We start from the raw sequence: 26,809 nt of genomic DNA, 5'->3' as shown, positions 1-26,809 counted from the left end.
AATTTTTGCAAAAAAGATAATTTTTCAGATACAGCATAAATTTTAGATTTCAACTAAGATTTCTATGCTTATTTTTGTGCTTCATTTTATATACTAAAGCGAACAATATATGCGTAAAATACGACTGAGAGAAGCCATTCGAGAGGCGATGAACGAAGAAATGCGCCGCGATGAGCGTGTTTTTTTGATGGGCGAGGAAGTAGCCGAATACAACGGAGCTTATAAGGTAAGTCAGGGAATGTTGGACGAGTTTGGAGCAAAGCGCGTGATAGACACCCCCATTTCGGAATTAGGCTTTGCGGGCATCGGCGTAGGTGCTTCGATGAACGGCTGCCGCCCGATTGTAGAGTTTATGACGTGGAATTTTGCCATTCTCGCCGCCGACCAAATTATCAACTCTGCAGCCAAAATGCTTCAGATGTCGGGCGGTCATTTTTCGTGTCCCATCGTATTTCGCGGTGCTAACGGCTCGGCGGGTCAGTTGGGAGCTACACACTCGCACAGTTTTGAGGCATTTTATGCACAAATTCCGGGCTTAAAAGTGATTTCAATTTCTAACCCTTACGATGCCAAAGGCTTATTGAAAAGTGCCATTCGCGATGATGATCCGGTGGTGTTTTTGGAGTCGGAAGTGATGTATTCGGATATGGGCGAAGTGCCGGAAGAAGAATATTTAATTCCGATAGGCGTTGCCGACATCAAGCGAAGCGGTAGCGACGTGACGATAGTGTCGTTCAATAAAATGATGAAAGTGGCCTTAGCCGCCGCCGAAATGCTGGAAAAAGACGGCATCAGTGCCGAAGTAATAGATTTGCGCACCATACGCCCCATTGATTACAATACCATTGTACAGTCGGTGAAAAAAACAAACCGTTTAGTCGTTGTAGAAGAATTGTCGCCTTTGGCAGGCATTGCCTCCGAAATATCACATATCGTACAACGCCGTGCTTTTGATTATTTAGATGCGCCGGTAATCCGTATCAACAGCAAAGATACACCCTTGGCTTTTGCACCCACACTCATTCAGGAGTGGATACCCAATCCCGAGCGCGTAATAAAAGCAGTAAAAGAAGTGATGTATATTAAAAAATAAAAAAGAAGAAAAACCTGCATAATGAACAGGCTCTTGAAAAATAAAAAAAGCGGGCTAAAAAGCCCGCTTTTTTGTTTTGAGATGCACCTAAAAAAATGATTGACTTATTATGAAGATACTTTTTTATCTGCTAACGTATAATTTTTAAATTTGAAATTTGCTTTTGCTCTTTTTCATCTGCAATACTCAGCACATATACGCCACTAAGCATAGCAGCAGGCAACTCCAAAGAAAGCAACGAAGAAGCCGAGTCCACTGCCTGATGCCGCCATACAGCTATCGTTTTTCCTTGCATATCATACAACGCCACCGAGCACACCAAAGAACCACCGCCCGTATAAGCAAGTTGTAATAAACCATTGTCAGATGGAAGGGTAGGCAACACCGCGAACACATTCGCTTGCGGTGTCGCCATTGGGTCATTTAGGGAATTAAAACCATTCTCTTCACAATTTCCAAAAACAAAAGTATTATTTTTCCAAACACATACAGGGTCAAAGGTATTCCACCAATCAGGAAAGTCTGCAGACAAAGTATTATAATAGTTACCTACGCCTTCAATCCACAAAACAGTATACTCGTGGTCGTGGTTTGAAGCGTGATGAAGATAGCGAATATACAAACGTTTAGCCCAGCCATTTCCCGTCATCACGCTATCTTCTTTTGAAATATACTGCACCATGTAGTCACCACTTTCATAAGTAGAATAGGATATGGTATCATTAAGTTGCAAAGAAAAATCATAAAGCAACTGGTCGTAATATTCCGACTCTCCGGCAGCATTTACCGAAAAATACCGTTGCCACACGCGCTGCTCGGCTACATCTTCTAATAATAAACACATTTGCGATTCCCAACTTTCCCATTCGCCTTTATACGAAAAAAAATATTTTTTCAATACCACACCATCCACCAAAGTATCCTTATCAAAAACCAATTCCTTTGTTTGATCGCCATCATAAGCACCTGCCGTATAAACAAATTTGGTGTTTTCCAACAACGGAAAATAAATATCATTCTGGGCAAAAAGTTGTTCTGCACCGAGCAACAAACTACAAAGAAATGCAAATACTAATTTCATAATAATATAAGTTTTTCTGGTTTTAAAAGGAAGAGCAAATGAAAGAAAAAAATGTTGCCTGAGCCGCGGTAAAAATATTTTAAAAAGCAATCCTTTTTATTTTTCCGGTGGCGGTGCGCTGAAAGGCGGTGCGAAAAACAATTTCTTTGGGCTGCTCGTAGCGTTGCAATTGCTGTTGCAGCACAGAGCGGAAGTGACTCATTTTTTCTTTTTCAAAGGGAGCGTTTTCTATATAAAGCACTAATTTTTGCCCCCATTTTTCGTCATTTTTACCTGCAAAATAAAAAGGCACAGCAATAAACTGAGCAATTTTGGCTTCCAGCAATTCGGGAATAATCTTGATGCCGCCCGAATTTATCACGGAATCGGCGCGTCCCAAAAACCGAAAACGAACCTTATCCGCTTGCAAATCCACAATATCGTTGCTGATGATTTCGTGCGGCAAATAAGGAGCGCGAATACACAAACAGGAGCGTTCGTCGGTGCGCAAAATGATGTTGGGCAATGCCTGATAATATTCGGCAGCTTGCACTCCGTTGAGGGCGCGCACGGCGATGTGGCTGAGGGTTTCTGTCATACCGAAAGTGGCATAAAAACGGGTGGGCAACGACTGCAACGCCGCAATTTGTGCCGCACTGAGAGCAGCACCGCCCACAATACAGCAGCGAACCTGTTGCCAGAGGGCGGCGTTTTTTTGCAAAGTTTCAAGCACCTGTGCAGGCACCATCGCCACAAAATCAAAGGATAAAGACACATCAGATAAAGGCAGCGACCGGGGGGCAGTGCAATACAAGCGCAAGCGGGCAACGATAGCCCGCACGAGCATCATTTTTCCTGCAATAAAATCGGCAGAAAGACAGAGCAAAGCGGTATTTTGGGGCTGTAAATCAAAAAAGCGGACAGTAGCTTGCGCACTTTGAAGAAGGTCATTTTTGGAAAAAATATATAATTTGGGTACACCTGTAGAGCCGGAAGTTTTGATGTGCAAATTATCCTCAGCAGTATCATTCCACCATTCCAAAAAATCGGCAACAGCAATTTGCCAAGCCTCGCGGCGCGGTATTTGGGCAATAATGTCGGAAATGGAGTAGCGGGAAAAATCTAAAAGCAGCATTTAGCAGGAAATATAAAGCATTTTCAGGAAGCATCATTTTTTTTGATGCGATAATGTAATTGCACCAAGCCGCTTTCGAAGGCAGAACATTGGAGCAACAACAGAGTATTTTCGGGCAAAGCTGCCGTATTGTGAAACAAAGCAATACCACGGCCGAGCAAAACAGGAATAACAGAAACAATAATTTCGTCTATCAGTTGCAAGCGTAATAATTGTTGTATCACTTGTGCGCCGCCGTCACAAAAAATATGTTTTTCGGAATTTTCAGCTTTCAGTTGAGCAATAAAACTTTCCAGATTGCTGCCATACACTTGAGTGGTAGGTGGTGCATCGGGAGGCACGTGCCAGCCATCTGCCGCCGACAGCACAAAGCAACGTTTGTCGGTATGCGGCACTACACCCATTTGCAACACTTTTTCGTAGGTTCTTCGCCCCAGCACCACCGTATCAATGCTTTGTATAAAAGCGGCATAGCCATAATCTTCGCCCTCGCGAGCTACTTGTTGCAGCCACTCCAAATCATCATCGGAGCGGGCGATGTAGCCATCAGCACTGGTGGCAATATATACAATAAGTTTGCGTTTTGTCATGGTAAGAAATTAAAAATTTCGCCAAACATATAAAAAAGTATAAACAAAAGGTACAGCAAAAATAAAAGCATCAAAGCGGTCTAAAAATCCACCGTGTCCGGGCAAAAAAGAGCCGGTATCTTTAATTTGTACACTTCGTTTCAGGAGCGACTCCACCAAATCGCCGATAGTGCCGAACACCGCCGACAACATAGCACAGAGCAGCCACTCGGTGCGGCTGAGTTGTGTCCAAATCATAGAAAGTATGAAGCCGCACAGTATTGCCGACACAAAACCGCCCGCTACACCTTCCCAAGTTTTTTTTGGAGAAATACGTTCAAAAAATTTATGTTTACCGACACGCGAACCTACTAAATAAGCACCGCTGTCATTTACCCACACCAACAAAAACACACCCATCAGAATATTGGGGTCAAAGTAGCCATTGATATGAGCAATACCGATAGCCATAGCAAACGGAACAGTAATCCACAGCAAAGACGACACATTGGCACTTACTTTATTAAAAGGGCTGCGGCTAAGGGAGTACAATTCTTTGATAAAAAAAGAAAATGCCAAAGGCAGCAAATAAATTAAATACATCGTGTCGCAATACTCCATCATCACGAAAGCAATGAGCAGATACAAAATACTGCCGGACACAGCCATATACACGCGCTCAAAAGCTACATATCTCGAAGTATTTTGGGTGATGTTGCGTATCATCAGTTGAAATTCCATCAAACACAGCACATTTGCCGCCCCCAGCAGCAGCAGCAAAGAAATTGGGTGTAAGTAAATACCCGCCACCATCACCACTACAAAGAAAAACGCCGTGATAACACGAGTGCGTAGGGTGGAAGCAGGTGGAGTAGCAGGAGGGGGAGTGCCGACAGACATCATAAAACAAGAAATTTATAAAATAAAGATAACCCAACAATAAACTGCTCAAAAATAGCGAGCTTTCAAGACTTTTAAATACACAGAACCGGAATTATCAAAAAAATATAATTAAAAATAAATGAAGCATCTTATTAAACATTCTTTTATTTAAAATATCTAAAAATGCATATTTAAAATTTAAAAATCTTTTTTCTTTTAATTTTTTATTAAAAAAACAACACAACATAATTATTCATGAAAAAATTAATGTTATTAGCAACAACAGTGCTGTTGATGAGTTTTTTGAATACCGCACAAGCACAAACCGAAATAAAAGTAAACCCATTGGGATTATTGTTCGGCAATATAGATATGGGTGTAGAGTTTGGGTTAAATGATTATTTTGGTATAGAAGCAAGACCTCACTTAGACTTCAGCAAATTCAAAGTAAACAGCGATGAATACCGCTCCAATGAAATCGGCACTATGGTAGAGGGGAAATATTATATGAAACCACAAGCGGGTTTGGATAGATTTTATATCAACGCTTTTGGTAAATTTTCAACCGGAAATTCAAAAACGATTAATAACAGCGTCACGAGCGAAAAAGTGTCGCATACTAAGTTTACGATAGGATTTGGCTTGGGTTATAAATGGGTAGGCACACAGAACATCGTTGTTGAAATAGGAGGTGGTTTGGGGCGTGCTGTTATCAACGAATGGAAAAACAGTGATCCAGCGGTGGACTTATCAGATTTTCCTATATTGAATTTGGGCAGCTACGCCAAATTGGCGGTGGGGTATCGCTTTTAAATGCAGGAAAATTAGAGTTTTTTTTAAAAAAACAGGAATTATAAGGAGAGGTCGTCTATCGGGACGGCCTCTGTTTTTTTCACCACAAACAATTTACTCACATAATCTACACTGTCATTTTCTGGAATGAAGCGCAAATCACCGTTGAAATGCTCCATTAAATGATTCGTATAAAAACTCCCCAAAATAGTGCCTCCGTAGGTGCGTACCAATCCTTGAATATCGTTTTCGTCCATACAAATAGGTTGCAGATTTTGGTAGGTATTACCCAATCCCCAAGCCATCAAGTAATCCTGCAAACGAGAGCCGGCTTTAAGCATACGCCAAATAGAAGGTTTGCGAATATCGCGCACAGGCACTTGAAACACCAAAATACCGCCTATTTTGAGACGATATACCAACTCTCGCAAGAGGTACATTGATTCGGGAATTGGAATATACTGAAAAGTAAGGGTAGATAAAATGAAAGAATATTTTTTGGGACCCAAGACATTCAAATTGGCATCGTGGCATACAAAAAATTCAATTTTATCCAAAAAATCAGTATTGCGCAGCCGCGCCTGATAAATAATGGAATCAGAAGCATCAACGCCTTCAATTTTATCAAAATAAGGGTATAGAGCACGGGTGAGTCGCCCGATGCCGCAGCCGAAATCCAAAGCCAAATCAATATTGGGGGGCAGCCATTGTTGTTGTTTCAGCAAGCGCAAAACAGTATTGACTTCGGTGGTGCCGGTTCTTAAAAAATCCTCCACGTCCCACACATCACCTTCGTATTGTGTGAAATGATTAACAGCCCAAAAGACATCATGTTGAGCTAAATCTTCCCAAATTTTTATGGAAGTTTTGTAATTCATAAAATAACTGGCAGCACAGAACGATAGAAACAAAGCGTTCCTTATTGTTTTATCTCTGTCAAAAATAAAGCCAAATTTCTGTGTATGCGCACTTGCTACTCAAAAGTATTATACTTTATTGAATATTTAATTCGTAAGGCATACGCATTTGTATTCCTTGCATGCGTTGCAATTTTTGTAGGGGTTCTATATATTGATAATAAACACCCAACTGTTCTTGTAATAAAGCGCGCACAGCTTCTTCATCTTCAGTTCCGTTGATTTTTTTTATAATTTTTTCAAAAGGGTCTTCTTCTCGCGGGTAGTTGCTGATGCGATAGTTGTCACCCAGATTTGCCATGCGCGCCGCACAAGCCACTGCCTCATCAACCCGACCTATTTTATCCACCAATCCCAATTGTAAGGCTTGTGTACCCGTCCATACGCGCCCCTGAGCCACTGTATGTACACTGTCTTTGTGCATATTGCGTCCTTTAGCAACCTGCGAAAGGAAATCGTCATAAATTTTATCTACGCGCTGTTGCATAATCAATTTTTCGTCATCGGTAAGCGGTCGGTTGAGGGAGTTGAGAAAATCGGAATATTTGGCAGTTTTTACGCGGTCGGTGGTGATACCAATTTTATTATCCAAAAATTTATCTAAAATAGGCAATATACCGAATACACCGATAGAGCCGGTGATAGTATTTTCTTCGGCATAGATGCTGTCGGCGTGGCAAGAGATATAATAGCCACCGGAAGCGGCTACATCGCCCATAGATACCACCACCGGAATCTTTTTGTCTTTAATTAAATCAATTTCGCGCAAAATAACATCAGAAGCCAAGGCACTGCCACCCGGAGAATTGACGCGCAACACTACTGCTTTTACTTTATCATCGGTGCGTATTTTTTGCAATATTTTCACATAATCTTTAGAAGCAATACTTCCTTCTTCACCTTTGCCGTCTATAATATCGCCAAAAGCATACACCACCGCGATTTTATCTTTGCCGTAGTCTTCATCATCGCCTACTTGTTCGGCATAGTTGGCAATAGACACAAATTTCACTTTTTCATCTTCTTTCAAGCCCAAATTATTGCGCAAAGTATTTTCTACTTCGTCATAATACTTAGTACCATCAACGAGTTTAAGGGCAGCGGCATCTTGCGGGGTGCGTACCATCAGATTATCCACAATGCTGCGGAGGCTGTCGGGTGCGATATTGCGGTTGTGAGAGATATTGCGAATAAATTTTTGATAAAAATCATTCAAAAACGCGCTCACCTGCTCGCGGTTGGGTTCGCTCATTTGCGTAAAACGAAACGGCTCGGTAAAACTTTTGTATTTGCCGACATAAAAAATTTCGGGTGTAATTTCGAGGCGGTCTAACATTTTTTTATAGAACATAATCTCCGAACTAAAACCTTTGAGTTCCATATAGCCCACCGATTTACATACAATTCATTGGCTACGCTGCCCAAATAATAAGCCTTTTGAGTAAGCACTTCGCCGTATCCCACAACAAATTTCCCCGAAGTTTTAAAATCTTGCAAAGCAGTACGAATTTCATCAACACTTGCCAAACCCGCCGTCACAGTGGATAAGTCCAAATAAATTCCTTTGATTTTATCATCAGTTTTTGCCTTGCGAATAGATTTCAGGATTTTGTCCAAACCTATTTGTTCTTCTTCGCCGCTTAGTTTGGCAAAGGGGTTGCTCACACTGCGCTCGGCAATGGGGCGGTCGGAGGCAATTTTAAGCACAGTGTTGGCTTCTACGGTAACATTACTACCGGAGGATTTCATGCTTTTAGCAGCAATACCCGCCAAAATAGCAAAGCCGATAAATATAAATAAAAACAAAGCCACCAAAGTAGCCAGTATATATTTTAAAAACTGACGCATAATGAAAAAGTAATAATATTTCTTGTAAAAGGTAAATTAAAATACAAAAACGAAAATGCAAAATTAGCGGATATTTCGTGGTGTATAACCCATATTGTGGTACAAAGATTTCATAAAAAATGTAAAATTCAAAACAATAGCCTCAAACTTACATTTATCAAGCCGTAAAATGCCCCATTTTATCATATTTTTCCACACGATTATTGATGCGTGTTTCGGGGTCAATGCGTTGGAGTTGTGCCAAATGCTCCTGAATCTGCTGTTTGAGATATTCGGCGGCGCGGTTGGGGTCTTGATGCGCTCCACCGAGCGGCTCTTCAATGATACCGTCAATAATGCCGTAGTGTTTCATATCGTTGGCGGTAAGTTTTAATTGTTCGGCGGCAGTTTCTTTAAAATCCCAGCTATGCCACAGAATCGAGGAGCAGGATTCGGGCGAAATCACCGAGTACCAAGTATTTTCCATCATCAGGAGTCGGTCACCGATACCAATGCCGAGTGCACCACCCGAAGCCCCTTCGCCGATAACAATACACAGCACCGGCACGCGGAGTTGCACCATTTCAAACAAATTACGGGCGATGGCTTCGGCTTGCCCACGCTCTTCGGCTTCAATGCCCGGAAATGCACCGGGAGTATCAATGAGGCACACAATAGGTTTGTTAAATTTTTCGGCGAGTTTCATCAATCGCAGAGCCTTACGATAGCCTTCTGGATTTGCCATACCGAAATTGCGATATTGGCGCATTTTGGCGGTAGTGCCTTTTTGGTGTCCGATAAACATCACCGTTGTGTGTCCATCGAGCAATCCGAAGCCGCCCACCAATGCTTTATCATCGCCGAAGCAGCGGTCGCCGTGCAATTCAGTAAATTGCCCTTTGCACATTTCGTGGATATAAAACAAAGTATAGGGGCGTTCGGGGTGGCGCGACAACTGCACTCTTTGCCAAGCTGTGAGGCTGCTATACACACGCTCGGTAGTGGCTACAATTTGTTGCTCCAAAGCAGCTATTTGTTCTGTAACATCTACCTTTTGTGTTTCGCCTAATTTTTTTACCTTTTCAATTTGAAGGTATAAATCTTCAATCGGCTTTTCAAAATCCAAAAAAGTTGGCATAAGCTTTGAGAGGTAAGTTTTGATAATAAGAGCAGCAAAGTTACAGTAAGGATAGCAAAAAGAGATAAAAATATTTTTTCAAAAAAATTTTGCAGTAAAAAAAAAAGCCTTAACTTTGCAACGCTTTTAAAAACATCAGGTATTGTTTTGAACAGTTAGAGATGTTTTAGCGACGGTTTGGTAGTTCAGTTGGTTAGAATGCCTGCCTGTCACGCAGGAGGTCGCGGGTTCGAGTCCCGTCCAGACCGCAAAACAAATTTAGAAAGTGGTACTTCTTACGAAGTGCCACTTTTTTTATACCCATTTTTGAACACACAAAAAAACTCCGCGAAACCCAATAATAGATATTGCAAATAAAAAATACAGCAATATGTGGTAGAATATTGCTACTTTTGTAGCAATAACAAGTTAGTACGGACGTTTTTTTATGCTTTGGATAAAAAGAATGTTTTTTTTGGGTATAGTGTTGTGGAGTACAGTATTGGCAGCACAGCCCGGTTTTTTGGCATCGCAACTGAACCATGGGCGAGTGGCGACAGCCAAGAAAGAAAAAGATGAATGGCTGCGCGAAGAATTTGAACGGCGCGGCTGGAACTACGACCAAGGACCCAAAAATGTGTATTTGCGTGCATTCAAAGAAGAGCTTATTCTGGAAGTGTGGGTACAATACGAACACAATCAGGACTACTACAAATTCTGCGATTACTCCATCTGCAAATCTTCCGGCAAATTGGGACCCAAGAGCAAGCGCGGCGACGAGCAAGTACCCGAAGGATTTTATTACATCAACGAATTTAATCCCAACAGCAATTTTTATCTTTCGCTCGGCATCAATTATCCCAATACCTCCGACCGCCAGCGCAGCAAAAGCGGCAATTTAGGCGGCGACATCTACATTCACGGCGATTGTTTCAGTATCGGCTGCTTGGCAATGACCAACGAAAAAATCAAAGAAATATATTGGCTCTGCGCCAAAGCCCGCGAAAATGGTCAAACCTATATACCGGTACATATTTTTCCCTACAAATTTGATATCACCACACCCTTCCTATACGAGCACGACAAACAAGACGAAGAGTTGCACCGTTTTTGGCACGTTTTGGAAGAAGCCTACTCCTATTTTATCTACAAACGCCGCCCCCCTTTTGTGCATATTGACGAAAACGGCAACTACAGTTTTTATTAAAAATTAAAAACATTTATGGCATTAATAAAAGTACACGGCAGCGCAGTTTTTGGTGTTAACGCTACCACTATCACTGTAGAAGTGAACATCAGCGCAGGAACCGGATATTTTTTGGTGGGTTTACCCGACAATGCCGTAAAAGAAAGCTATCAGCGAATAGAAACCGCCCTCAAAAATTCGGGCTACAACATACCGCGTATGAAAATCGTGGTAAATATGGCTCCGGCGGATATTCGCAAAGAAGGTGCATCCCACGACCTCACCATTGCTTGCGGCATTTTGGCGGCATCAGCGCAAATAAAAAGCGAAGCGGTAGATAAATACATCATTATGGGCGAGTTGTCTTTAGATGGCACCTTGCAACCTGTCAAAGGAGCTTTGCCTATTGCAATTCAAGCGCGAAAAGAAGGGTTTAAAGGCTTGATTTTACCTCAACAAAATGCCCGCGAAGCGGCTATCGTGAACGATTTGGAGGTGTATGGAATGACGCATCTGCAAGATGTGATAGCGTTTTTCAACGGCACACTGAAAATAGAACCCACCGTAGTAGATACGCGCCGTGAGTTTTACGAAAATCTCAAAAACAGCCCTTTGGATTTTTCGGAAGTAAAAGGGCAGCAAAACATCAAACGCGCCCTTGAAATATCTGCCGCCGGTGGGCACAACGTTATTTTGATAGGACCTCCGGGAGCCGGCAAAACGATGCTCGCCAAACGCCTACCCTCCATTTTGCCGCCACTTACTCTGCACGAAGCCTTGGAAACCACCAAAATACACTCGGTTGCGGGTAAATTACAGCAAGAATCGGCTTTGGTAACAGTGCGCCCTTTTCGTTCGCCGCACCACACGGTAAGCGATGTAGCATTAGTAGGCGGCGGCAATATTCCGCAGCCCGGCGAAATATCTTTGGCACACAACGGCGTATTGTTTCTTGACGAGCTGCCCGAGTTCAAGCGCACCGTACTGGAAGTGTTGCGTCAGCCGATGGAAGAACGGCGCATCAGCATTTCGCGGGCAAAATTTACAGTAGATTATCCGGCGAGTTTTATGCTCGTAGCCTCCATGAATCCCTGCCCTTGTGGTTATTTCAATCACCCCGAAAAAGAATGTGTATGTGCGCCGGGAGTGGTACAAAAATATCTGAATAAAATTTCGGGACCCTTGTTAGACAGAATAGACCTGCATGTGGAAGTAACACCTGTTCCTTTCAGCGAGTTGGCATCATCGCAGGAGGGCGAGCACAGCGAACCTATCCGCGAGCGTGTGGTGGCGGCGCGGCAGATGCAATTGGAGCGGTATCAATCCGAAAAAGCCATGTATTGCAATGCACAAATGGGCAGCAAAGAAATAAAAGAATATTGCGGGATTACGGCGGCAGGGCAAACACTTTTGAAAGCGGCAATGGAAAAATTAGGATTATCGGCACGCGCCTACGACCGTATTTTGAAAGTGAGCCGCACCATAGCCGATTTAACACAAAGCGAAGACATTAAAATAGAACATCTTGCCGAAGCCATTCATTTTCGCAGTTTAGACCGCGAAGGCTGGGCATCTTAACCAAAGATGTGATATGGGATAAAATTTTTATATATATAAATGTAATAAAAATGATGGAACACACAAAAGGAGTTTATTATAAAGATTATTTGCGTTTAGATGATGTTTTGAACGCACAATTTCCTGAAAGCGAACTGATAGAGCGCGAAGCACATGATGAGATGTTGTTTATCATCATTCATCAAACCTACGAAATGTGGTTTAAGCAAATACGCCACGAATTGGGTTCGGTAATGAAGATATTTGCGCACCCTATTGCCGAAAACAGCCCCGACCTGCCAACGGCTTTGCATCGCTTGCAGCGTATTGTAACAATATTAGATATATTGGTGCAGCAGATTTCTATTTTGGAAACCATGACACCTTTAGACTTTTTGGATTTTCGCAACTTACTGCGTCCGGCATCAGGATTTCAGAGTTTGCAATTCAAGATAGTAGAGAGCAGTTTGGGATTAAAAATGGAACATCGTGTGGGCAGGGAATATTTTTTAAGTCAGTTGCGCCCCGAAGATGCCCAAATTATCCGTGATTTAGACCAGCAGCCGTCTTTATTATATTTAATCAATAATTGGTTGGAGCGCATGCCATTTTTTGATGAAGCGAAATTCTGGAAAAATTATCACCCCATTTTTAAAGAAGAAAACAACAACGGTTTGCATGCTTTTTGGAATGATTACCGCCAATTATATGCAAAAAGTTTGGTAGAAGGCGAGCGCAACAATCTGGAATTTTTTGATCAGGTATTTTTGATAGAAAATGATACAACTACCCCACAAATGAGTGCAGATGCCTGTCGTTCAGCGTTGTTTATTATGCTCTACCGCGATTATCCTCTGTTGCAAGTGCCGTATCGTCTGTTGAATACACTGTTGGATATAGATGAAAAATTAGCAACTTGGCGTTTCAGGCATGTGGCAATGGTACAGCGCACCATCGGCACGCGCATGGGTACGGGCGGCAGCACAGGAGCGGGTTATCTGCGGGGAGCATTAGACAAGCACTATATATTTTCCGAAATCACGCAGCTTACGAGTTTTATGATTGAACGCCGCAATTTGCCGATATTGAGTGCGGAATTGCAGCAGGAGTTGGGATTTTTTGTAAAATAGAAGTAGAAAAAAGCAACAGAACAATTCCAAATTTTTTCAAAAAAACAAAGAATAGATTGGAGCATCAATGAGTATTATTGTGCTGCAATCCATTTTTGAGGATTGAGTTTATTCGTACCTTTCCAGATTTCCAAATGCAATTCGGTTTCGTTGTCTTCATTGGTAAAAACAACACCGATACTTTGTTTTGCCTTTACTTCATCTCCTTTATTTACGAATACCTCTTTTAAGTTGGTATATACGGTAAAATACTGCCCGTGCTTGATGATTACCGCCGTTTGAAAGCCCGGACTATGCAGAATATTGCTCACCGTGCCGGAAAAAATAGCACGCACTTCGCTGTTGGGTTGGGTGGCGATATCAATACCGTTGTTGGTGGTATAAACATTTTTGACCAAAGGGTGCATATTTCTGCCGAAAGTTCCGGCGATATAACCTTGTTGTACAGGCCAGGGCAATTTTCCCTGATTTTTGCTAAAATCAGCCGAGAGGCGTTCTACGGCAATGTTGGGAGCAGCACCGACAGCCGAGCCACTGCCTTTGCGAGTTTCGGTAGCAGCGAGTTCGCGGCGGATAATATCGCGGATTTGATCATCTAATCGTTTGACGGCTTTTTCTTTTTCTTTTATTTTTTTTCTCAAATCGCTTTCTTCATTGCCCAATTCTTTCACCAAGTTATCCTGCCGTTTTTTGGAAAGGCGCAGTTGTTCAGATTCTTGCTGGTGGTCTTGCAGCAGCGAAGCACTTTTCACTCGGTTATCATTGAGTTCGGCAACTTTCGCTTTTTTTTCTTCGCTCACTTTGATCATTTCGTTCACCCTTTGTTGGCGGTAATCATTGAGGCGGCGAATATATTGGAGTCGGCGGTAGGCATCATTAAAAGATTCGGCAGAGAGCAAAAAAGCCAAAAAGCTGTGAGTTTTATGCACTTTATAAGCAAAGCGCACCATATCTGCATAATTATTGCGCAATTGAACAGTGCCACTGTCTATTTCGGCAAGGGAGCGTTCAAGCGCAAGTATTTCCGCATTGGTATTATTGAGTTGCTGATTAATATTCTGAACAAGGCGTTCGCGGTCTTTGAGTTGTTTGGATAGTACGGAAAGTTCGCTGAGAGAGTTTTTTTTCTTTTGGCTGATTTCCTCCAACAATTTACTGCTTTGTTCTATTTCTTTAGCGAGGCGTTTTTTTTCATTTTCCAAATTTTTCTTGGAACTGCCATCTTGTTGGGCGGCAATAGCACCTGCCACCATCACAAGCAGCAGGCAAACATACAAAGCATATTTTTTCACCCTAAACATTTTTTTACCAAAAAAAATAACGACACAAAGAAACAAAAATTATTGTGTATCAATGGTTTGAAAATAAAAAAACCGTTCTTGTTTTAAGAGAACGGTTTATAAAGAAAAAATGCTCAAGTGTGCCCAGAACAAGACTCGAACTTGCATGCCCTTGCGAGCACTACCCCCTCAAGATAGCGTGTCTACCAATTTCACCATCTGGGCAAAATGTACAACTATATAAAAATAGCGGTGCAAAGATAATACAATTATGAGGTTGTACAAAACATTGCGGGCTTATTTTTTTATAAATAAAGGATAACGACCGACTGTTTTAGTCCCAAAACATACGATTGTCAAGTTGGGCGTGTATTTTTTCGCCTTGTCGGGTACTGTATATTACCGCTTTCAGGAGTGCATCGCGCATCAAAAAATTATAACTTTGGCGCGGTAAGCCCTGCAAAAAGAAACATTTATCGCCACCATTGGCTATATAATCGCTCACCAGCACAGTATAAGTACGATTACCGCGCACCGCTTCTTTGTTGATGGATACATTGATGAGGGTGTTATTATCTTTATCCATTATTGCGGATACTTCTTTGGATACAGGCCAGCCGCCGTTGGCAGCAATATGTTGAAAAAACTGAATTACCTGCGCACTGTCCAAAGTAACTGTGGTGAGGGCGTTGTCAAAAGGCATTAGTTCATAAATACGCCCAATAGTAACAGAGCCGCGCAATTCGGGAATCCGCAAACCACCTTTATTAATAACACAAAAATCAATGGGTTCGTTGGTTTTTTCTTTCATCATCAGCATCATTGCATCGCAAGCCCAATTGCCCAAAGTGCTTTCAGGTGCACTGCGCGAATGTGTGAGTGCGCCGTCCACTTCGCCAATAACCACGTCCATTTGTTTTGAAATATCAGCTTTGTAAGGCGCAATAAAAGCCGCCATTGCCGAGTCTTCGGGCAGCAGCTCCATGTGGTAGCTGCCGATGCGGGCAACGATTGCCGAATCGGTGGGCAGCGTATCGGAATAAATGATTTGCGGTGTGCTGTAAGCCGCCTGATTTACATAATAGCCGCTATAACAAGCCTGCAAGCAAGTAATGAGGGGCAAGAATACACCGACAATTTTTATCCATTGCTTACTACATAATTTACTCAGCATAATTTTTCACCAAAAAAATGATAATAAACAAAGTTAGCTTTTTTTTGAAAGTATATTGATAAACAGGCGGTTAATTTTTTTTATAATTGTTCATCTTTAAGTCGCAACAAGGCGGCTTGTAGGCGGAGTTGTTGTTGATTATTTTCGTAAAGGGTAGGCGGTGCAACACGCTCCTGACAATCGTGCAGCGGACAATTTTCGCAATTTTGGTTTACAACGACCCGTTGAATGTGGGGGTCTTGCACAAAAGCGGCTTTTTTCGCCAGTTCTTCATTGATGCGCAGCCCGATAGTGACGCTGGAATTGAGCAATGGCGTAGGATCCATAGCACGCGCCACCGACAAGCACCAATATTCATTGCCGCTGTCCAAAAACACAGAGCGTTGAACCAAAATTGCCGGAGCAGCACTGCCCTGTTGTTGTTGGGTATTGAGCAATTGGAGGGATTGGAGCGCACTCCATCGGCGGCAATAATGCAACAGCGTTTCGTTGCTGTGCGATTGCGGGGCATCTTGGCTCAGGTGCAATTCTTTGGTGAGGTCGTAGCCATCGTTGCCGCCATCGCGATTTTGCTGAAAGCGGAGTAAAAATAAATCTTTGATATTGAAAAATTTGGGCAAAATATTCGTAAGCCGAAACAAAAACAATTCTGCCGAAACGGGATATTTTGCCAGAAGTTCAAAAAAATCATCAGCATTCCATGTACGATGCGCCAGCCAACGCTCAATATCGGGCAGCAGCCTTTCGCGGGGAATGAGCAGAGCCGCCGTACAATACGAAGCCTTAAAATGATTAATGAGGTGTTCAAAAGAAGGCACTTGTACCATCACCGAAGTAGTGGGGCGTTCTTTGGCTTTTAAAACATTAAAAGTAATTTCTCTGCCGATAATAAAAGCCTTTTGCGATTCATTGAGGCGAGGGTGGAGGAGGAGGCGGTTTTTTTCGGGCAAAAACACATAGCGAATGGCGGTAAGTTCGGGGTGGGTTTCGAGCGAAAAGTAACTGATATAGCAGGCAAATTTCTGACGCAGCAAATTTTCAAAAAATTCGTAGCTGAGGTGCAGCGTATCCACTTTATATTTTTTGATAAAAAACTGCACACCTTCTTCGAGTTCTTCAAAATAATTGTCGTGCAATTCCTGATAGCTGCGCAGGGCGGCGAAATAAAAATATTCTTTTTGGAGGTCGTAGGTGCGGGCAATTTCGGTGATAGTGCCGATAAATGCGCTGAATTTTACGGGTTCGTTGCTCATCCACTCCACCATTTTGCCAAAATCCAAACCAAACAAATACAAAGGCAGGTCGCTGATGATATTAGAAGTGAGCAAATTCCCGAGTCGTTGTAATTTGGGAGGCAGTTGCAATGATACAAGTGCATCGTAGCTGCTGTCGAGGGCGCGGGCAAGGGCGACAATTTTGTCGGTTTTGGGATATTTTTTGCCGCGTTCAATTTCATTAAGATAAGAAATCGACAGTCCCGAACTTTTGGATAGCATCAGCAGCGACAAATTTTTGCTTTCGCGCAGATGCTTTATTTTTAAACCAAAAATAATTTTGATATTATTTTCTCTAATCACAGGCAAAGTAAAAGAATAAAATAAGAGATGAAGAAAGACAAAGATACACTAAAAGCAGATTTTGCGAAAATTCGCCCTAAGCGAAAATAAAATTATTGCTGTGCAACATACAAATCTGCAAATGATACATACAAGCACAGAAAATAAATAATAGCTTATAAAATATATATAATTTTGCAGTAAAATCGAAAAAATGCACCAATTAACAAAAACATATACACGATTATGCTCATTGCAGGCTTGCTGTTTGTAGCGGGAGCTTGCAAAGAAATGGAAGCACCGCAGCAAAAAGCACATTTAGAAATACTAACGCACAGCGGCAAAATACAGAAGGATAAATTTTATACACAAAACGAAATAACGAACACCGGCAAGCAAGCCGCCGACAGTATTCGGGTGCGCTTGTTGTGTTTGATAAAAGACAGTATTGTGAGTTCGTTGCCTTGCGAGCAAACCAGCCACATTAAAGACTCTAATCATAACTTGAGCAGTTATAAAGAAGTAAATTTAGTATTGCCGAAATTAGAGTCTCAAAAAAAATTAGAAGTATATGTTTATTCGGACACAGCCGAGTATATAGGCATGGTAACGATGCTGAAATCCCGCAAAGGCACGCGCAGCGACTATATTCCGCGCATAGAAGAAGTAGAAGCCGCCAACGCCCGCATTGAGTACTTGCGCGAAAGAAGTTTACGCTCCAATGGTCGTTGAAATACGAGTTATAATTGGTTGAGATATAAAAATATTTATAAAAAACATTGCAACATTGTAGGTTTTTAATAAATTTGTGTAAAGACAATCATTTTCAACAGCAGTAAATAACAATTAAGCAATTATGAGAACGCTAAACAAAGTAATGATTATTGGCAGATTAGGTCAAGATCCCCGAGTGAAATATTTGGAAAATGGCGTATTGAAAGCTACCTTTCCGGTGGCTACCGATGAGTCGTTCAGAAACAAAGCCGGCGAGAAAGTGGAAATTACCGAGTGGCACAATATTGTAGTGTGGCGTAATTTGGCATCTATTGCGGAAAAATTTTTAAAAAAAGGAAGTTTGGTATTTATTGAGGGGCGGTTGAAATCGCGTTCGTGGAAAGACGAAAACGGACACGACCGCCACATCACAGAGATAGAGGCTTTGGATTTGAGTATGTTGGAGCGTCGTCCGTTTGAAGACCGCAGCAATAGCCGCCGCGAAGAAATAGACGATTTGCCGCAAGCTCCCGACTCCGATGATTTACCGTTTTAGTAAATAAAAAAAGTTTGCCGCAAAAGCAGACAGCATCATAATAATAAAATTTAAATATCACAGCCGTTATTTTAAAATAACAAAATGCTGGTATATAATTTGTGCAAACCTTTTTAATAACAAAAAAGGAATACTATTTTTTTAATTAAAAGCAGAACGATTGGATAGTTGTAGCAGTACAGATAATTATTACTCCCTCGACGAGCCTCCGCTGTACAAGAGCCGTGTTTTTATCTTTATTTATATATTGTTTCCCCATACACTTGCATTTAGCGGAATAGCCGTTTTGTTGAGCATTGTGTTATTATGGCTGAGTGTGCGCCTCTCTGCAATAGAAGCCGCCTTTGCACAAGTATTGGTACAGCAGCCCGAAGAATGGCTCATCAATATTAGCGGCTCTAAGCGATTGCAACATTTATTGGCAGCACCGCGTCCGGTATATTTTGCATTATACACCCTCCGGCATTTGTGCCAAACCACCGCATATATCCTCATCATCTATTTATTGCACCATTACACCGCCGACTTGCTATATCCATTTGCATTTTGGGCAATAGTATGGCTGATAGGTCTGTGTTTGATGTGGTTGGTAGTATTATTACCGAAGCATTATGCCGTTTTAAAAGCCCCTTCTACGGTACTCCGCCACGAAGCACTTATAGATAATCTTACCCGTTTTACACAACCTTTATACAAATTATTGCCACAAGAAAGTATAGTATATAATACATCGGGCGGCAGCCAGCTGCAATCGTTTCCGGCAAAAAACAATTCAACGGAAACCACCACACAAAAAAACGACACTATCGGCAACAGCAGCACGGGAATCAATTATTTGCGCAGCGAAAAAAGTCTGTTGGCGAAGGTGGCGAGCTTTTCATTAATATCTGTAAAAAAAATAATGCGCCAACGCCGCGATGTTTTTGCGATAGAAGCCACGGTGAGTTTCAACGAATTACTACAGTCGCTGCAAGATTCAGGCTACTCGCGCGTACCTGTATATCAAGAAGATATAGACCACATTATCGGTATTATCGTAGCCAAAGATGTATTATTGCACAGCACACAAACACAAGGCAAACATTTTAATTGGCATACGCTGTTGCGCAAGCCGATGTTTGTACCCGAAAATAAAAAAATAGATGACCTGCTCAACGAATTTCGGCGCACCCACCACCATATAGCCATAGTAGTAGATGAATACGGTGGTACGGCGGGCATTATTACGATGGAGGATATATTAGAAGAATTGGTAGGCGATATTTATGACGAAACCGACCAAGATGATGAGCATCACGCGCACCGTGCCGAACAAATCAATGCGACTACTTGGGTTTTTGAAGGAAAGATAGGCTTAGATGAAATGTACGACTTATTGGAAATAGACAAAAACCTATTTGCCGAAGTAAGCGGCGATGTCAATACTTTGGCGGGTATGATTTTGAATATTGTGGGTGATTTTCCTGAAAAAGACAAAGAATTTTCATATAAAAATCTACATTTTACCGTATTGGCACTCGCCGAAAATCTCATAGAGCAAGTGCAAGTGCGTATAGCAGATTAGTGCTGATATGTAATAAAACAGCCCGAAAAGTGCATACTTTTCGGGCTGTTTTATTTTTATTTATACCATCATTTTTTTATTCCACTACAAAATGACGTTTTATAAATTGATGTGCATTACGCACCATCAACACATAACTGCCTGCTGCCAAATGGCTAATATCTAATTGTTCGGTAATAGCACCTGTATTTTCAACAGACTGTTGCAGCACTGATTTTCCTAACATATCATATATAGCTATTGTACAATTTTTATCTGCGCCATTATTCCATTGTACAAATAAATGATTTTTTGTAGGATTAGGATACACATTCAAATCGCCGATAGCAGGTATGGGGTCATTGATACCTACATAGGTACATTCATCGGGGGCAGCATTGCTGATAACGATATTGGCGGAATACTGCACCAAGCAGTTGGCAGCCACACCCGTATTAGAAATAGAAAGCGTAACAGTATAAGTTCCTGCCGCAGTATAAGTATGGGTAGGGTTCTGAACACTGGGCAACAAAGTTCCATCGCCGAAATCCCATAACCAATCAGTAGCATTGGCAGTATTATCTTTAAACTGAATAGGCACGTTGGGTTTGCCGCTTCGCAAATGCCTACATTCGGATACAATACATTCAAATTAAGGGTTTCGGTAGCAGTGGCATCTCCAAAGCTGTTGGTAACAGTGAGCGTGACGGTATAAGTGCCGCTTTCGGTATATTGATGAGTAGGGGCAGGATTAGAAGAAGTAGAGCCATCGCCAAAATTCCAGGAATAGGTAGAAGCCAATGTTGATTGATTGTTGAATACTACCAAACCGCTGCATACTGCCGTAGGGGTTGCAGTGAAAGCCGCCGTAGGGGGAGCTTCGGGTTGCTGGCAGGCAAAATTGAGTTTAAAACCGCAAAGCTGCCGCCATTAACAGCTGTTTTTTCGCGTAAAGTAAACGAAGGACCTGTGATAGTAATTGTACCGCCGGCAGGCAAAGAAGTGCCGCTATAAGCACCCACCAAAGCACTTGGAATAGCTTGCGTGCCTTCGTACACATACAAAGTATCAAAACCAAGCTCATAGTTGAATTGAGTAAAAGTGAGCACCATAGCAGTAGCACCAAGAGCAGTAACAGAGAGTGTTCCATTGGAATTATTGGCATAATTGCCGTCTGCTCCGCCACTGTCATACAAAGAACCATTACAGCCCTGCACACTTTGAGAGCCGTTCCAAGTAATAGGTTTATCAATACAGTATAAATCTACTTCAATATAATCCTGTAAAATAAGTGTATCTGCTCCCAATTCGTTAGAAGCAACGAGTGTAACAGTATATGTACCATTTTCGGTATAAACGTGGGTAGGATTTTGTGCAGTAGAAGTAGTACCATCACCAAAATTCCACAACCAGGAAGTAGGCACATTCACAGATTGGTCGGTGAACTGAACAGTAATATCCGTTCCGCATACATCGGTATTGTTGGCATTGAAGCTCGCTTGTGGAAAAGCAATGACCTGCAACGTAACAGGAACATTGATAGTAGGATTGAGAGGATCGTTGGTGGAAATTACTAAAACATAATCATATACACCTGCGGTCATACCTGTAGCATCAAAAGCGAGTGTCACCGTACTTTGTCCGTTAGGAGCTACATTACCGCCCTGTGTACTGAAATCTAAATAAGTAGGGTTATTGGCAGGCATATCGAACTCCAGATTTCCGGCTCCGGTATTGGCAACCACAAAACTTTCAATTCCGCTTTGTCCGGCTTGCAACACGATGTTGATACCATCAGTGGCACTCACGGAAGCACTGGGTGCGGGTTGTCCTGCTCCCTGCAAATTGACGGTAATATTCCCATCTTGTGAGTTATTCACCAAAATCATTTGAGTATCCCAGTCGCCCACATTATTTGGCGAAAAAGTAACGGTAATGGTAGCAGTTTCATTGGGGTCGAGGGTTAAATTAGAAGGAGAGACTTCATAATGTGCATTTCCTATCTGAATAGAACTAATCACCAAATCATCAGTACCGCCTTCATTACTGACGGTAAAAGTGAGCGTATTTTCCAAACCGACCAAGATACTGCCGAAATCAAGTGTATTTTGAGAAACATTAATTTGGGGTATGCCAATAACAGTGAGTGTCACCGGAATAGAAATAGTAGGAGTTAAAGGGTCGTTGGAGGCAATAACGAGCGTAGTTTCGTAAATACCACCCAGCAAATTAGTTGCATCAAAATTAATTACAACTTCCTGCGAACCGGTAGGAAAATCCAACTCACCCTGTGTGGGACTAAAAGTAACCCACAAATCGGAAGGATTAAGCGTAGGACTTCCTAAATCAACAGTGAGTTTTGTACCTTCAAAGCCGCTATCTCCATCAGAAGGAGCAAACGTGCCACTATCAACTACTTCCATCGTAGTGGCATCTAAAACTTCATACGAAGTCAAGCCACCATCACCAAAAGAATCCCACAATTCCAAAGTATAATTTTCGCCACTCGAAAGCCCCATCAACGATTCAGTATAATCGGTCAGAACATCCGTATAATTACCCGGAATACTTTCTGCCAATAAATTGCCTTCGGAATCAAATAATTGCCAATAAAATTCGGTAGGATAATTATCAGTAGTAAAATTAAGAATAAATCCTGTATTGGCAGACACCAAATTGGCACTGATATTATATTCTAAATATCCGGCTCCGGGATTATTCAGCGTAAGTGTAGTGCTGCCGGTTTCGCCTACATTTAGTGTATAATTAATAGCAGCAGGGCTAACGGAAGAAACCGGTGCGCCTGTGGCATTTGCGTTAAGATACACAGTGATAGGCTCGTCATTATTTTCAATAATTAAGGGCACATTATTGTGAGTAAAAATTTCGGTAGGAGCAAAAGTAACATCTATTGTATAGGAAAAACCCGGATATAAATAAAAATCGTCCACATCAGTTGTAAACTGATTGTCACCGATAGTGATGCCTGTAACAAAAAGGGTATCGCTGCCTGTATTATATATGGTAAATTCTTCAGTAGCGGAGGTATATTGAATAACATTGCCAAAATCTAAGGAATTATCAGAAACAGAAATTTGCGGCATACCGATAATTACCAAAATACAAGGCACTTGAATTACAGGATTAGCGGGGTCGTTGGTATAAATTTGTAAAGTAACATTATAAGTTCCGGCGGGTTTTCCGGTAGCATCAAACAACAACTCTATTTGTTGCGAACTGTTGGCATTGATATTTCCGGTTTCAGGATTTACAAACAGCCATTGTGTTTGTTCATTGCCGGCAGTCCACGAAATGGCATTAGCCAAAATTTGCTCCATATCATCATTATAAAAATAATAATTAAAGGATAAATAAACCACTTTACCTGCTCCTGCCTCGCGATAGGATACCAAAAGCGTACTCTGAAAATTCAATACATTCTGAATATCATTATTGGTAAAGTTATAGGGAATAACGCCCGATTTTCCGTAAAATGAAGTATTCACATCTTGCAGCAAGGGGTGTTCATTATTTTCCGTTAAAATAAGCGGATTGAACAAATAAGCTCCCGCATTACCATTTAACAATCCCGATTGCCTAATAGCATCGCCACTGCTGTCGCCAGTAAAAATAACAGAGCCGCCGTTTTCTACAAAAGTTTGCAATACTTCCTGAAAATCTTCAAAAATATCCTCATTTATATCATCTTCACGTCCGGGTACTAATAAAATTTGTGTATTAGCCAATAAACTCTCCAACTCATTGGCATTTTGAGTAGAAGTTTCGGTATAATTTAAAGTGCCGAAATTGTCCTGCAAAATATGGAGTGTATTTTGATATTGTTTTTCATCATCGGCACTAAAGCCTCCCCAATTATACACCAACACCGAAATAACACCCGCAAAACTTTCATCAGCACCCTGAATATCATAGCTGAGTAATCCGCCGCCGCCCGCATTGATAGTGAGCGTTTCGGTGGTAGTTTCGCCGGACTCCAAAGTCACGAAAAACGAAGCCGGACTATAACTGAGCAGAGTAGGCGAAGGTAAAACCGTCACCACCTGCGAAAAGGCATTGCTGTTGCCTTCGCAATTAGTACTCACAAGCGTCACCGTAAAATCGCCCACACCGGTATAAGCGTGCTGCGGATTTTGTTCAGTGGAAATAGTGCCGTCACCAAAATTCCAAAGCCACTCACCCGGATTATTGCTGCTTTCATCATTAAACTGAACAGGTGTATTAAAAGCAAAAGGGCTACTTTGGGCGGTGCTGAAAGCAGCCACAGGCGGTACATTTTCTGCTGCCACCTCCCATTCCATCGCAAAGCCATCATAAGAATTAAAATTACCGTTGTACGAAACAAACTCTACCGTGATGGCATCTTCCACCACAAAAGCAGTATTCAAAGGAGGGATACCATTGGCAGGAATTTCCGTAAAAACAGGATTGGCAGTACCCACACCTTTATAAACTCTTACACCCGCTCCCTGCAAACCAAAACCAAAATCCATAATACCCTCTAAATTTACGTCAGTAAACCGGAATTGTATAGTAGCACCGGGAGGGTCAATAATATAAATAGATGAAACAGGCTCAAAAGGATAAGGCTCACTGCCACCCGGGTCTAATAATGTGCCTTTACAAGATTGAGTAGTGGCTTCACCGCTCACAGGCATTATTTCCTGAAAGCAAAAACTGGCTTCGCTGTCAAAAGCGAAAGGCATACTATACGAGCCGCAAACATCTTCTTGGCAAGCGGTCAATGTCACGGTATAATTTCCTTCAGTAGTATAAGTATGAGTAGGGTTTTGAGCCGTAGAAGTCGTACCATCGCCGAAATTCCACAGCCACGAATCGGGTGCATTGCACGAGTAATCCGTAAAACTCACCGAGCCGTTGCAACTCATCGGCGAATCGGCTGCAAAAAACACATCTTCTACACCATCAGCAACTACAGGCGTAACCTCTATCGCAAAACCCTCACCGGATATTTGGTTAAACTCAAAAGAATTAAATACAAATGATACAATATTGGAGGTAGAGGAAACCACTATGGTGTTTAAGTTGGGTTCAAATCCAGAGCCAAAATTTGCGATAGAAGCCCCCATCGTGTTATCTCCATCATAAATTTGTAAACTCGAAAAAAAATCATCAGCCAAATCAAACGCCGTAAAAGAAACCGTAAAATACAAAGCACCGGGAGCCGACACCGTCACAGTTCCAGAAGAAGGCGCATAATTATCCTCTGCGCCGCCATTATCATACAAAATAATCATATCACACGCCTCTATTTCCAACGTTTCATCATTTAGCGGAAAATCATAGCTTACTTGAGCACAAAGCCTCCCTTGTATAAAAGCTAAAAAAAGAATAAACAGTAAAAATCGTTTCATAACAATAAAACTTAGAAAATAATAAAATTATTTAAAATAAAATATATTAAATACCTGAAAATAAATAAGCTAATATATATACAAAAAACAAAATAAACTAAACAACACCCACAAAAAGACAGTATATTAAAGATTATTTAAACAAAGAAACAAATAAACATCACTGTAATATAACTAAATAAAAAATTCAAATGATATTTTTTCAAAAATAAGCAAGTTCTTATAAAAGATGGAATATTCTGCTAACTTTGTCAAAAAAAAGCAAGAACTTATAAAAAATGCCCCCCCTGAGTGCAGTAATTATCACCCACAATGAGGCACACAACATTACACGCTGTTTAGATTCATTGCAAGGAATAGCAGATGAAGTCATAATAATAGACAGTTTTTCCACCGACACCACCACCACTATATGCCAACAATACGGGGCTAAAGTAATCCAAAGAAAATGGGAGGGTTATACCGCTGCCAAAAACTACGGCAACCACATCGCCCGCCACGATTATATCCTCTCCTTAGATGCCGACGAAACTTTATCAGACGAATTAAAACAATCCATATTATCGGCAAAACAAAACTTTTCCAAAGATGCCTATTGTTTCAATCGCTGCACCAACTACTGCGGCACTTGGATACGGCACAGTGCGTGGTATCCCGACACCAAACTCCGACTTTGGAACAAACAAAAAGGCACTTGGCAAGGCAATATTCACGAGTCAGTACAAATGCAACCGCTCACCACCCTGCAAAAACTCAAAGGAGATCTACTCCACTACAGCTACAACAACATTGCACAACACGCCCAAAAGATAAATAATTTCACCACATTAATGGCAGCCGATGACTTTCAAAAAGGCAAAAAAAGCTCCATCACGCATATCCTCATCAAACCACTCTTTAAGTTTTTCACCGATTACATTATAAAAAGAGGTTTTTTAGACGGACTGGCAGGCTTTCAAATATGTATTCTATCATCATATTCATCATTCCTCCGGCAATCAAAGCTATTGGAGATGATTATTGTGGAAAAAGAAAGTAAAAAAAGGAGTACATAAAACATTGAAAATCAGTCAAAAAATAGTCATTTTAAAAAAACAATAAAAATAATTGCAAAAAAATTTGGAGAATAGAAAATAAGGTCATTATCTTTGCACTCGCTTTCAAGGAAAACAACGTTTGACAAAAAGGGCGTTGATAATAAAAAGGAAGCGAAAAGAGACCCCCTTCAGCGGAGCGGCGATGTGAGTTGCCCACCTCAGCGAAGAAGCGAAAAGAAGAATTGGGCTGCGAGATAAACAAGAGCAGTCGGGGTTGTGAAAAGTTCATTG

General features: G+C 41.5%; 22 protein-coding genes, 2 tRNA genes and 3 pseudogenes. 10 read left to right on the top strand and 17 right to left on the bottom strand.

Going from position 1 to position 26,809, the window contains the following annotated elements:
- Positions 1-109: 109 nt before the first annotated feature.
- Positions 110-1,093: a pyruvate dehydrogenase complex E1 component subunit beta gene (locus IPL35_09655; protein ID MBK8443648.1), complete on the top strand. Its 984-nt coding sequence runs from the start codon at positions 110-112 to the stop codon at positions 1,091-1,093.
- Positions 1,094-1,223: 130 nt separating this feature from the next.
- On the opposite strand, the gene IPL35_09650 is transcribed toward IPL35_09655, so the two are convergent.
- The 4 genes from IPL35_09650 to IPL35_09635 form a co-directional block, all read right to left on the bottom strand.
- Positions 1,224-2,174 carry a T9SS type A sorting domain-containing protein gene (locus IPL35_09650; GenBank protein ID MBK8443647.1) on the bottom strand — a complete coding sequence of 317 codons (951 nt, stop codon included), beginning with the start codon at positions 2,172-2,174 and terminating at the stop codon, positions 1,224-1,226.
- Positions 2,175-2,253: 79 nt separating this feature from the next.
- On the bottom strand, positions 2,254-3,288 hold the full coding sequence (locus IPL35_09645) for an AMP-binding protein (GenBank protein MBK8443646.1): 1,035 nt from the start codon (positions 3,286-3,288) through the stop codon (positions 2,254-2,256).
- Between the two features lie 23 nt (positions 3,289-3,311).
- Entirely contained in the window at positions 3,312-3,878 is a 567-nt protein-coding gene (locus tag IPL35_09640; GenBank protein MBK8443645.1) for a dihydrofolate reductase, read from the bottom strand.
- 9 nt (positions 3,879-3,887) lie between these two features.
- Complete coding sequence (locus IPL35_09635) at positions 3,888-4,760, bottom strand: phosphatidate cytidylyltransferase (GenBank protein ID MBK8443644.1); 873 nt, start codon at positions 4,758-4,760, stop codon at positions 3,888-3,890.
- A 234-nt stretch (positions 4,761-4,994) separates the two neighbouring features.
- On the opposite strand from IPL35_09635, the gene IPL35_09630 reads away from it, so the two are divergent.
- A complete protein-coding gene (locus IPL35_09630) occupies positions 4,995-5,552 on the top strand; it encodes a DUF3575 domain-containing protein (GenBank protein ID MBK8443643.1) in 558 nt (185 codons plus the stop codon).
- 38 nt (positions 5,553-5,590) lie between these two features.
- Here the strand turns inward: IPL35_09630 and IPL35_09625 are convergent, their stop codons facing one another.
- The 4 genes from IPL35_09625 to IPL35_09610 all read right to left on the bottom strand — a co-directional run bounded on the left by IPL35_09625 (position 5,591) and on the right by IPL35_09610 (position 9,413).
- Positions 5,591-6,409 (bottom strand): class I SAM-dependent methyltransferase, encoded by an 819-nt coding sequence (locus tag IPL35_09625; GenBank protein ID MBK8443642.1) that lies wholly within the window; start codon positions 6,407-6,409, stop codon positions 5,591-5,593.
- A gap of 115 nt (positions 6,410-6,524) precedes the next feature.
- Positions 6,525-7,829 carry a signal peptide peptidase SppA gene (sppA, locus tag IPL35_09620; GenBank protein ID MBK8443641.1) on the bottom strand — a complete coding sequence of 435 codons (1,305 nt, stop codon included), beginning with the start codon at positions 7,827-7,829 and terminating at the stop codon, positions 6,525-6,527.
- Positions 7,778-8,296 (bottom strand): hypothetical protein, encoded by a 519-nt coding sequence (locus tag IPL35_09615; GenBank protein ID MBK8443640.1) that lies wholly within the window; start codon positions 8,294-8,296, stop codon positions 7,778-7,780. The genes sppA and IPL35_09615 overlap by 52 nt, the downstream gene beginning before the upstream one ends.
- A 157-nt stretch (positions 8,297-8,453) precedes the next feature.
- Positions 8,454-9,413: an acetyl-CoA carboxylase carboxyltransferase subunit alpha gene (locus IPL35_09610; protein MBK8443639.1), complete on the bottom strand. Its 960-nt coding sequence runs from the start codon at positions 9,411-9,413 to the stop codon at positions 8,454-8,456.
- A 174-nt stretch (positions 9,414-9,587) separates the two neighbouring features.
- On the opposite strand from IPL35_09610, the gene IPL35_09605 reads away from it, so the two are divergent.
- The 4 genes from IPL35_09605 (at position 9,588) to IPL35_09590 (ending at position 13,265) form a co-directional block, all read left to right on the top strand.
- A tRNA-Asp gene (locus IPL35_09605) sits at positions 9,588-9,661 on the top strand.
- Between the two features lie 197 nt (positions 9,662-9,858).
- Entirely contained in the window at positions 9,859-10,599 is a 741-nt protein-coding gene (locus IPL35_09600) for a L,D-transpeptidase family protein (protein MBK8443638.1), read from the top strand.
- A gap of 15 nt (positions 10,600-10,614) precedes the next feature.
- Positions 10,615-12,156, top strand: a complete 1,542-nt coding sequence (locus tag IPL35_09595) for a YifB family Mg chelatase-like AAA ATPase (GenBank protein ID MBK8443637.1) — start codon at positions 10,615-10,617, stop codon at positions 12,154-12,156.
- Positions 12,157-12,209: 53 nt separating this feature from the next.
- Positions 12,210-13,265, top strand: a complete 1,056-nt coding sequence (locus tag IPL35_09590) for a tryptophan 2,3-dioxygenase (GenBank protein ID MBK8443636.1) — start codon at positions 12,210-12,212, stop codon at positions 13,263-13,265.
- Between the two features lie 74 nt (positions 13,266-13,339).
- On the opposite strand, the gene IPL35_09585 is transcribed toward IPL35_09590, so the two are convergent.
- From IPL35_09585 to IPL35_09570, 4 genes are all read right to left on the bottom strand, one after another.
- Complete coding sequence (locus IPL35_09585; GenBank protein MBK8443635.1) at positions 13,340-14,566, bottom strand: peptidoglycan DD-metalloendopeptidase family protein; 1,227 nt, start codon at positions 14,564-14,566, stop codon at positions 13,340-13,342.
- Between the two features lie 120 nt (positions 14,567-14,686).
- Positions 14,687-14,770 (bottom strand) — tRNA-Leu (locus IPL35_09580).
- 109 nt (positions 14,771-14,879) lie between these two features.
- Positions 14,880-15,719, bottom strand: a complete 840-nt coding sequence (locus IPL35_09575) for a 5'-nucleotidase C-terminal domain-containing protein (protein ID MBK8443634.1) — start codon at positions 15,717-15,719, stop codon at positions 14,880-14,882.
- An 80-nt stretch (positions 15,720-15,799) separates the two neighbouring features.
- Positions 15,800-17,302, bottom strand: a complete 1,503-nt coding sequence (locus IPL35_09570; protein MBK8443633.1) for a helix-turn-helix domain-containing protein — start codon at positions 17,300-17,302, stop codon at positions 15,800-15,802.
- Positions 17,303-17,521: 219 nt separating this feature from the next.
- Here IPL35_09570 and IPL35_09565 point away from each other — a divergent pair, with 219 nt between their 5' ends.
- From IPL35_09565 to IPL35_09555, 3 genes are all read left to right on the top strand, one after another.
- On the top strand, positions 17,522-18,007 hold the full coding sequence (locus tag IPL35_09565; GenBank protein ID MBK8443632.1) for a hypothetical protein: 486 nt from the start codon (positions 17,522-17,524) through the stop codon (positions 18,005-18,007).
- A 124-nt stretch (positions 18,008-18,131) separates the two neighbouring features.
- Positions 18,132-18,545: a single-stranded DNA-binding protein gene (gene ssb, locus IPL35_09560; protein ID MBK8443631.1), complete on the top strand. Its 414-nt coding sequence runs from the start codon at positions 18,132-18,134 to the stop codon at positions 18,543-18,545.
- A gap of 160 nt (positions 18,546-18,705) precedes the next feature.
- A complete protein-coding gene (locus IPL35_09555) occupies positions 18,706-20,109 on the top strand; it encodes a CBS domain-containing protein (protein ID MBK8443630.1) in 1,404 nt (467 codons plus the stop codon).
- 76 nt (positions 20,110-20,185) lie between these two features.
- On the opposite strand, the gene IPL35_09550 is transcribed toward IPL35_09555, so the two are convergent.
- The 5 genes and pseudogenes from IPL35_09550 to IPL35_09530 all read right to left on the bottom strand — a co-directional run bounded on the left by IPL35_09550 (position 20,186) and on the right by IPL35_09530 (position 25,481).
- Positions 20,186-20,689 (bottom strand): T9SS type A sorting domain-containing protein, encoded by a 504-nt coding sequence (locus tag IPL35_09550; protein ID MBK8443629.1) that lies wholly within the window; start codon positions 20,687-20,689, stop codon positions 20,186-20,188.
- Positions 20,690-20,909: 220 nt separating this feature from the next.
- On the bottom strand, positions 20,910-21,977 hold the full coding sequence (locus IPL35_09545; GenBank protein ID MBK8443628.1) for a PKD domain-containing protein: 1,068 nt from the start codon (positions 21,975-21,977) through the stop codon (positions 20,910-20,912).
- A gap of 921 nt (positions 21,978-22,898) precedes the next feature.
- Positions 22,899-23,426 (bottom strand): annotated as a pseudogene (locus tag IPL35_09540) (choice-of-anchor D domain-containing protein).
- Positions 23,427-24,158: 732 nt separating this feature from the next.
- Positions 24,159-24,812 (bottom strand): annotated as a pseudogene (locus tag IPL35_09535) (PKD domain-containing protein).
- Between the two features lie 6 nt (positions 24,813-24,818).
- A pseudogene (locus IPL35_09530) lies at positions 24,819-25,481 on the bottom strand (PKD domain-containing protein).
- A gap of 278 nt (positions 25,482-25,759) precedes the next feature.
- Between IPL35_09530 and IPL35_09525 the strand changes: the two are divergent.
- On the top strand, positions 25,760-26,536 hold the full coding sequence (locus IPL35_09525) for a glycosyltransferase family 2 protein (GenBank protein MBK8443627.1): 777 nt from the start codon (positions 25,760-25,762) through the stop codon (positions 26,534-26,536).
- Positions 26,537-26,809: the final 273 nt, after the last annotated feature.

Source organism: Sphingobacteriales bacterium (assembly GCA_016711285.1).
GTDB lineage: Bacteria > Bacteroidota > Bacteroidia > Chitinophagales > UBA2359 > JADJTG01.
This window is presented reverse-complemented; position numbering and strand designations above follow the sequence as displayed.

Coding starts and splice junctions, on each gene's coding strand:
- IPL35_09650 (MBK8443647.1), bottom strand. CDS start 2,174: ATGAAATTAGTATTTGCATTTCTTTGTAGTTTGTTGCTCGGTGCAGAA.
- sppA (MBK8443641.1), bottom strand. CDS start 7,829: ATGGAACTCAAAGGTTTTAGTTCGGAGATTATGTTCTATAAAAAAATG.
- IPL35_09640 (MBK8443645.1), bottom strand. CDS start 3,878: ATGACAAAACGCAAACTTATTGTATATATTGCCACCAGTGCTGATGGC.
- IPL35_09595 (MBK8443637.1), top strand. CDS start 10,615: ATGGCATTAATAAAAGTACACGGCAGCGCAGTTTTTGGTGTTAACGCT.
- IPL35_09630 (MBK8443643.1), top strand. CDS start 4,995: ATGAAAAAATTAATGTTATTAGCAACAACAGTGCTGTTGATGAGTTTT.
- ssb (MBK8443631.1), top strand. CDS start 18,132: ATGAGAACGCTAAACAAAGTAATGATTATTGGCAGATTAGGTCAAGAT.
- IPL35_09600 (MBK8443638.1), top strand. CDS start 9,859: ATGTTTTTTTTGGGTATAGTGTTGTGGAGTACAGTATTGGCAGCACAG.
- IPL35_09625 (MBK8443642.1), bottom strand. CDS start 6,409: ATGAATTACAAAACTTCCATAAAAATTTGGGAAGATTTAGCTCAACAT.
- IPL35_09565 (MBK8443632.1), top strand. CDS start 17,522: ATGCTCATTGCAGGCTTGCTGTTTGTAGCGGGAGCTTGCAAAGAAATG.
- IPL35_09590 (MBK8443636.1), top strand. CDS start 12,210: ATGGAACACACAAAAGGAGTTTATTATAAAGATTATTTGCGTTTAGAT.
- IPL35_09635 (MBK8443644.1), bottom strand. CDS start 4,760: ATGATGTCTGTCGGCACTCCCCCTCCTGCTACTCCACCTGCTTCCACC.
- IPL35_09645 (MBK8443646.1), bottom strand. CDS start 3,288: ATGCTGCTTTTAGATTTTTCCCGCTACTCCATTTCCGACATTATTGCC.
- IPL35_09525 (MBK8443627.1), top strand. CDS start 25,760: ATGCCCCCCCTGAGTGCAGTAATTATCACCCACAATGAGGCACACAAC.
- IPL35_09585 (MBK8443635.1), bottom strand. CDS start 14,566: ATGTTTAGGGTGAAAAAATATGCTTTGTATGTTTGCCTGCTGCTTGTG.
- IPL35_09575 (MBK8443634.1), bottom strand. CDS start 15,719: ATGCTGAGTAAATTATGTAGTAAGCAATGGATAAAAATTGTCGGTGTA.
- IPL35_09545 (MBK8443628.1), bottom strand. CDS start 21,977: ATGATTTTGGTGAATAACTCACAAGATGGGAATATTACCGTCAATTTG.
- IPL35_09610 (MBK8443639.1), bottom strand. CDS start 9,413: ATGCCAACTTTTTTGGATTTTGAAAAGCCGATTGAAGATTTATACCTT.
- IPL35_09655 (MBK8443648.1), top strand. CDS start 110: ATGCGTAAAATACGACTGAGAGAAGCCATTCGAGAGGCGATGAACGAA.
- IPL35_09615 (MBK8443640.1), bottom strand. CDS start 8,296: ATGCGTCAGTTTTTAAAATATATACTGGCTACTTTGGTGGCTTTGTTT.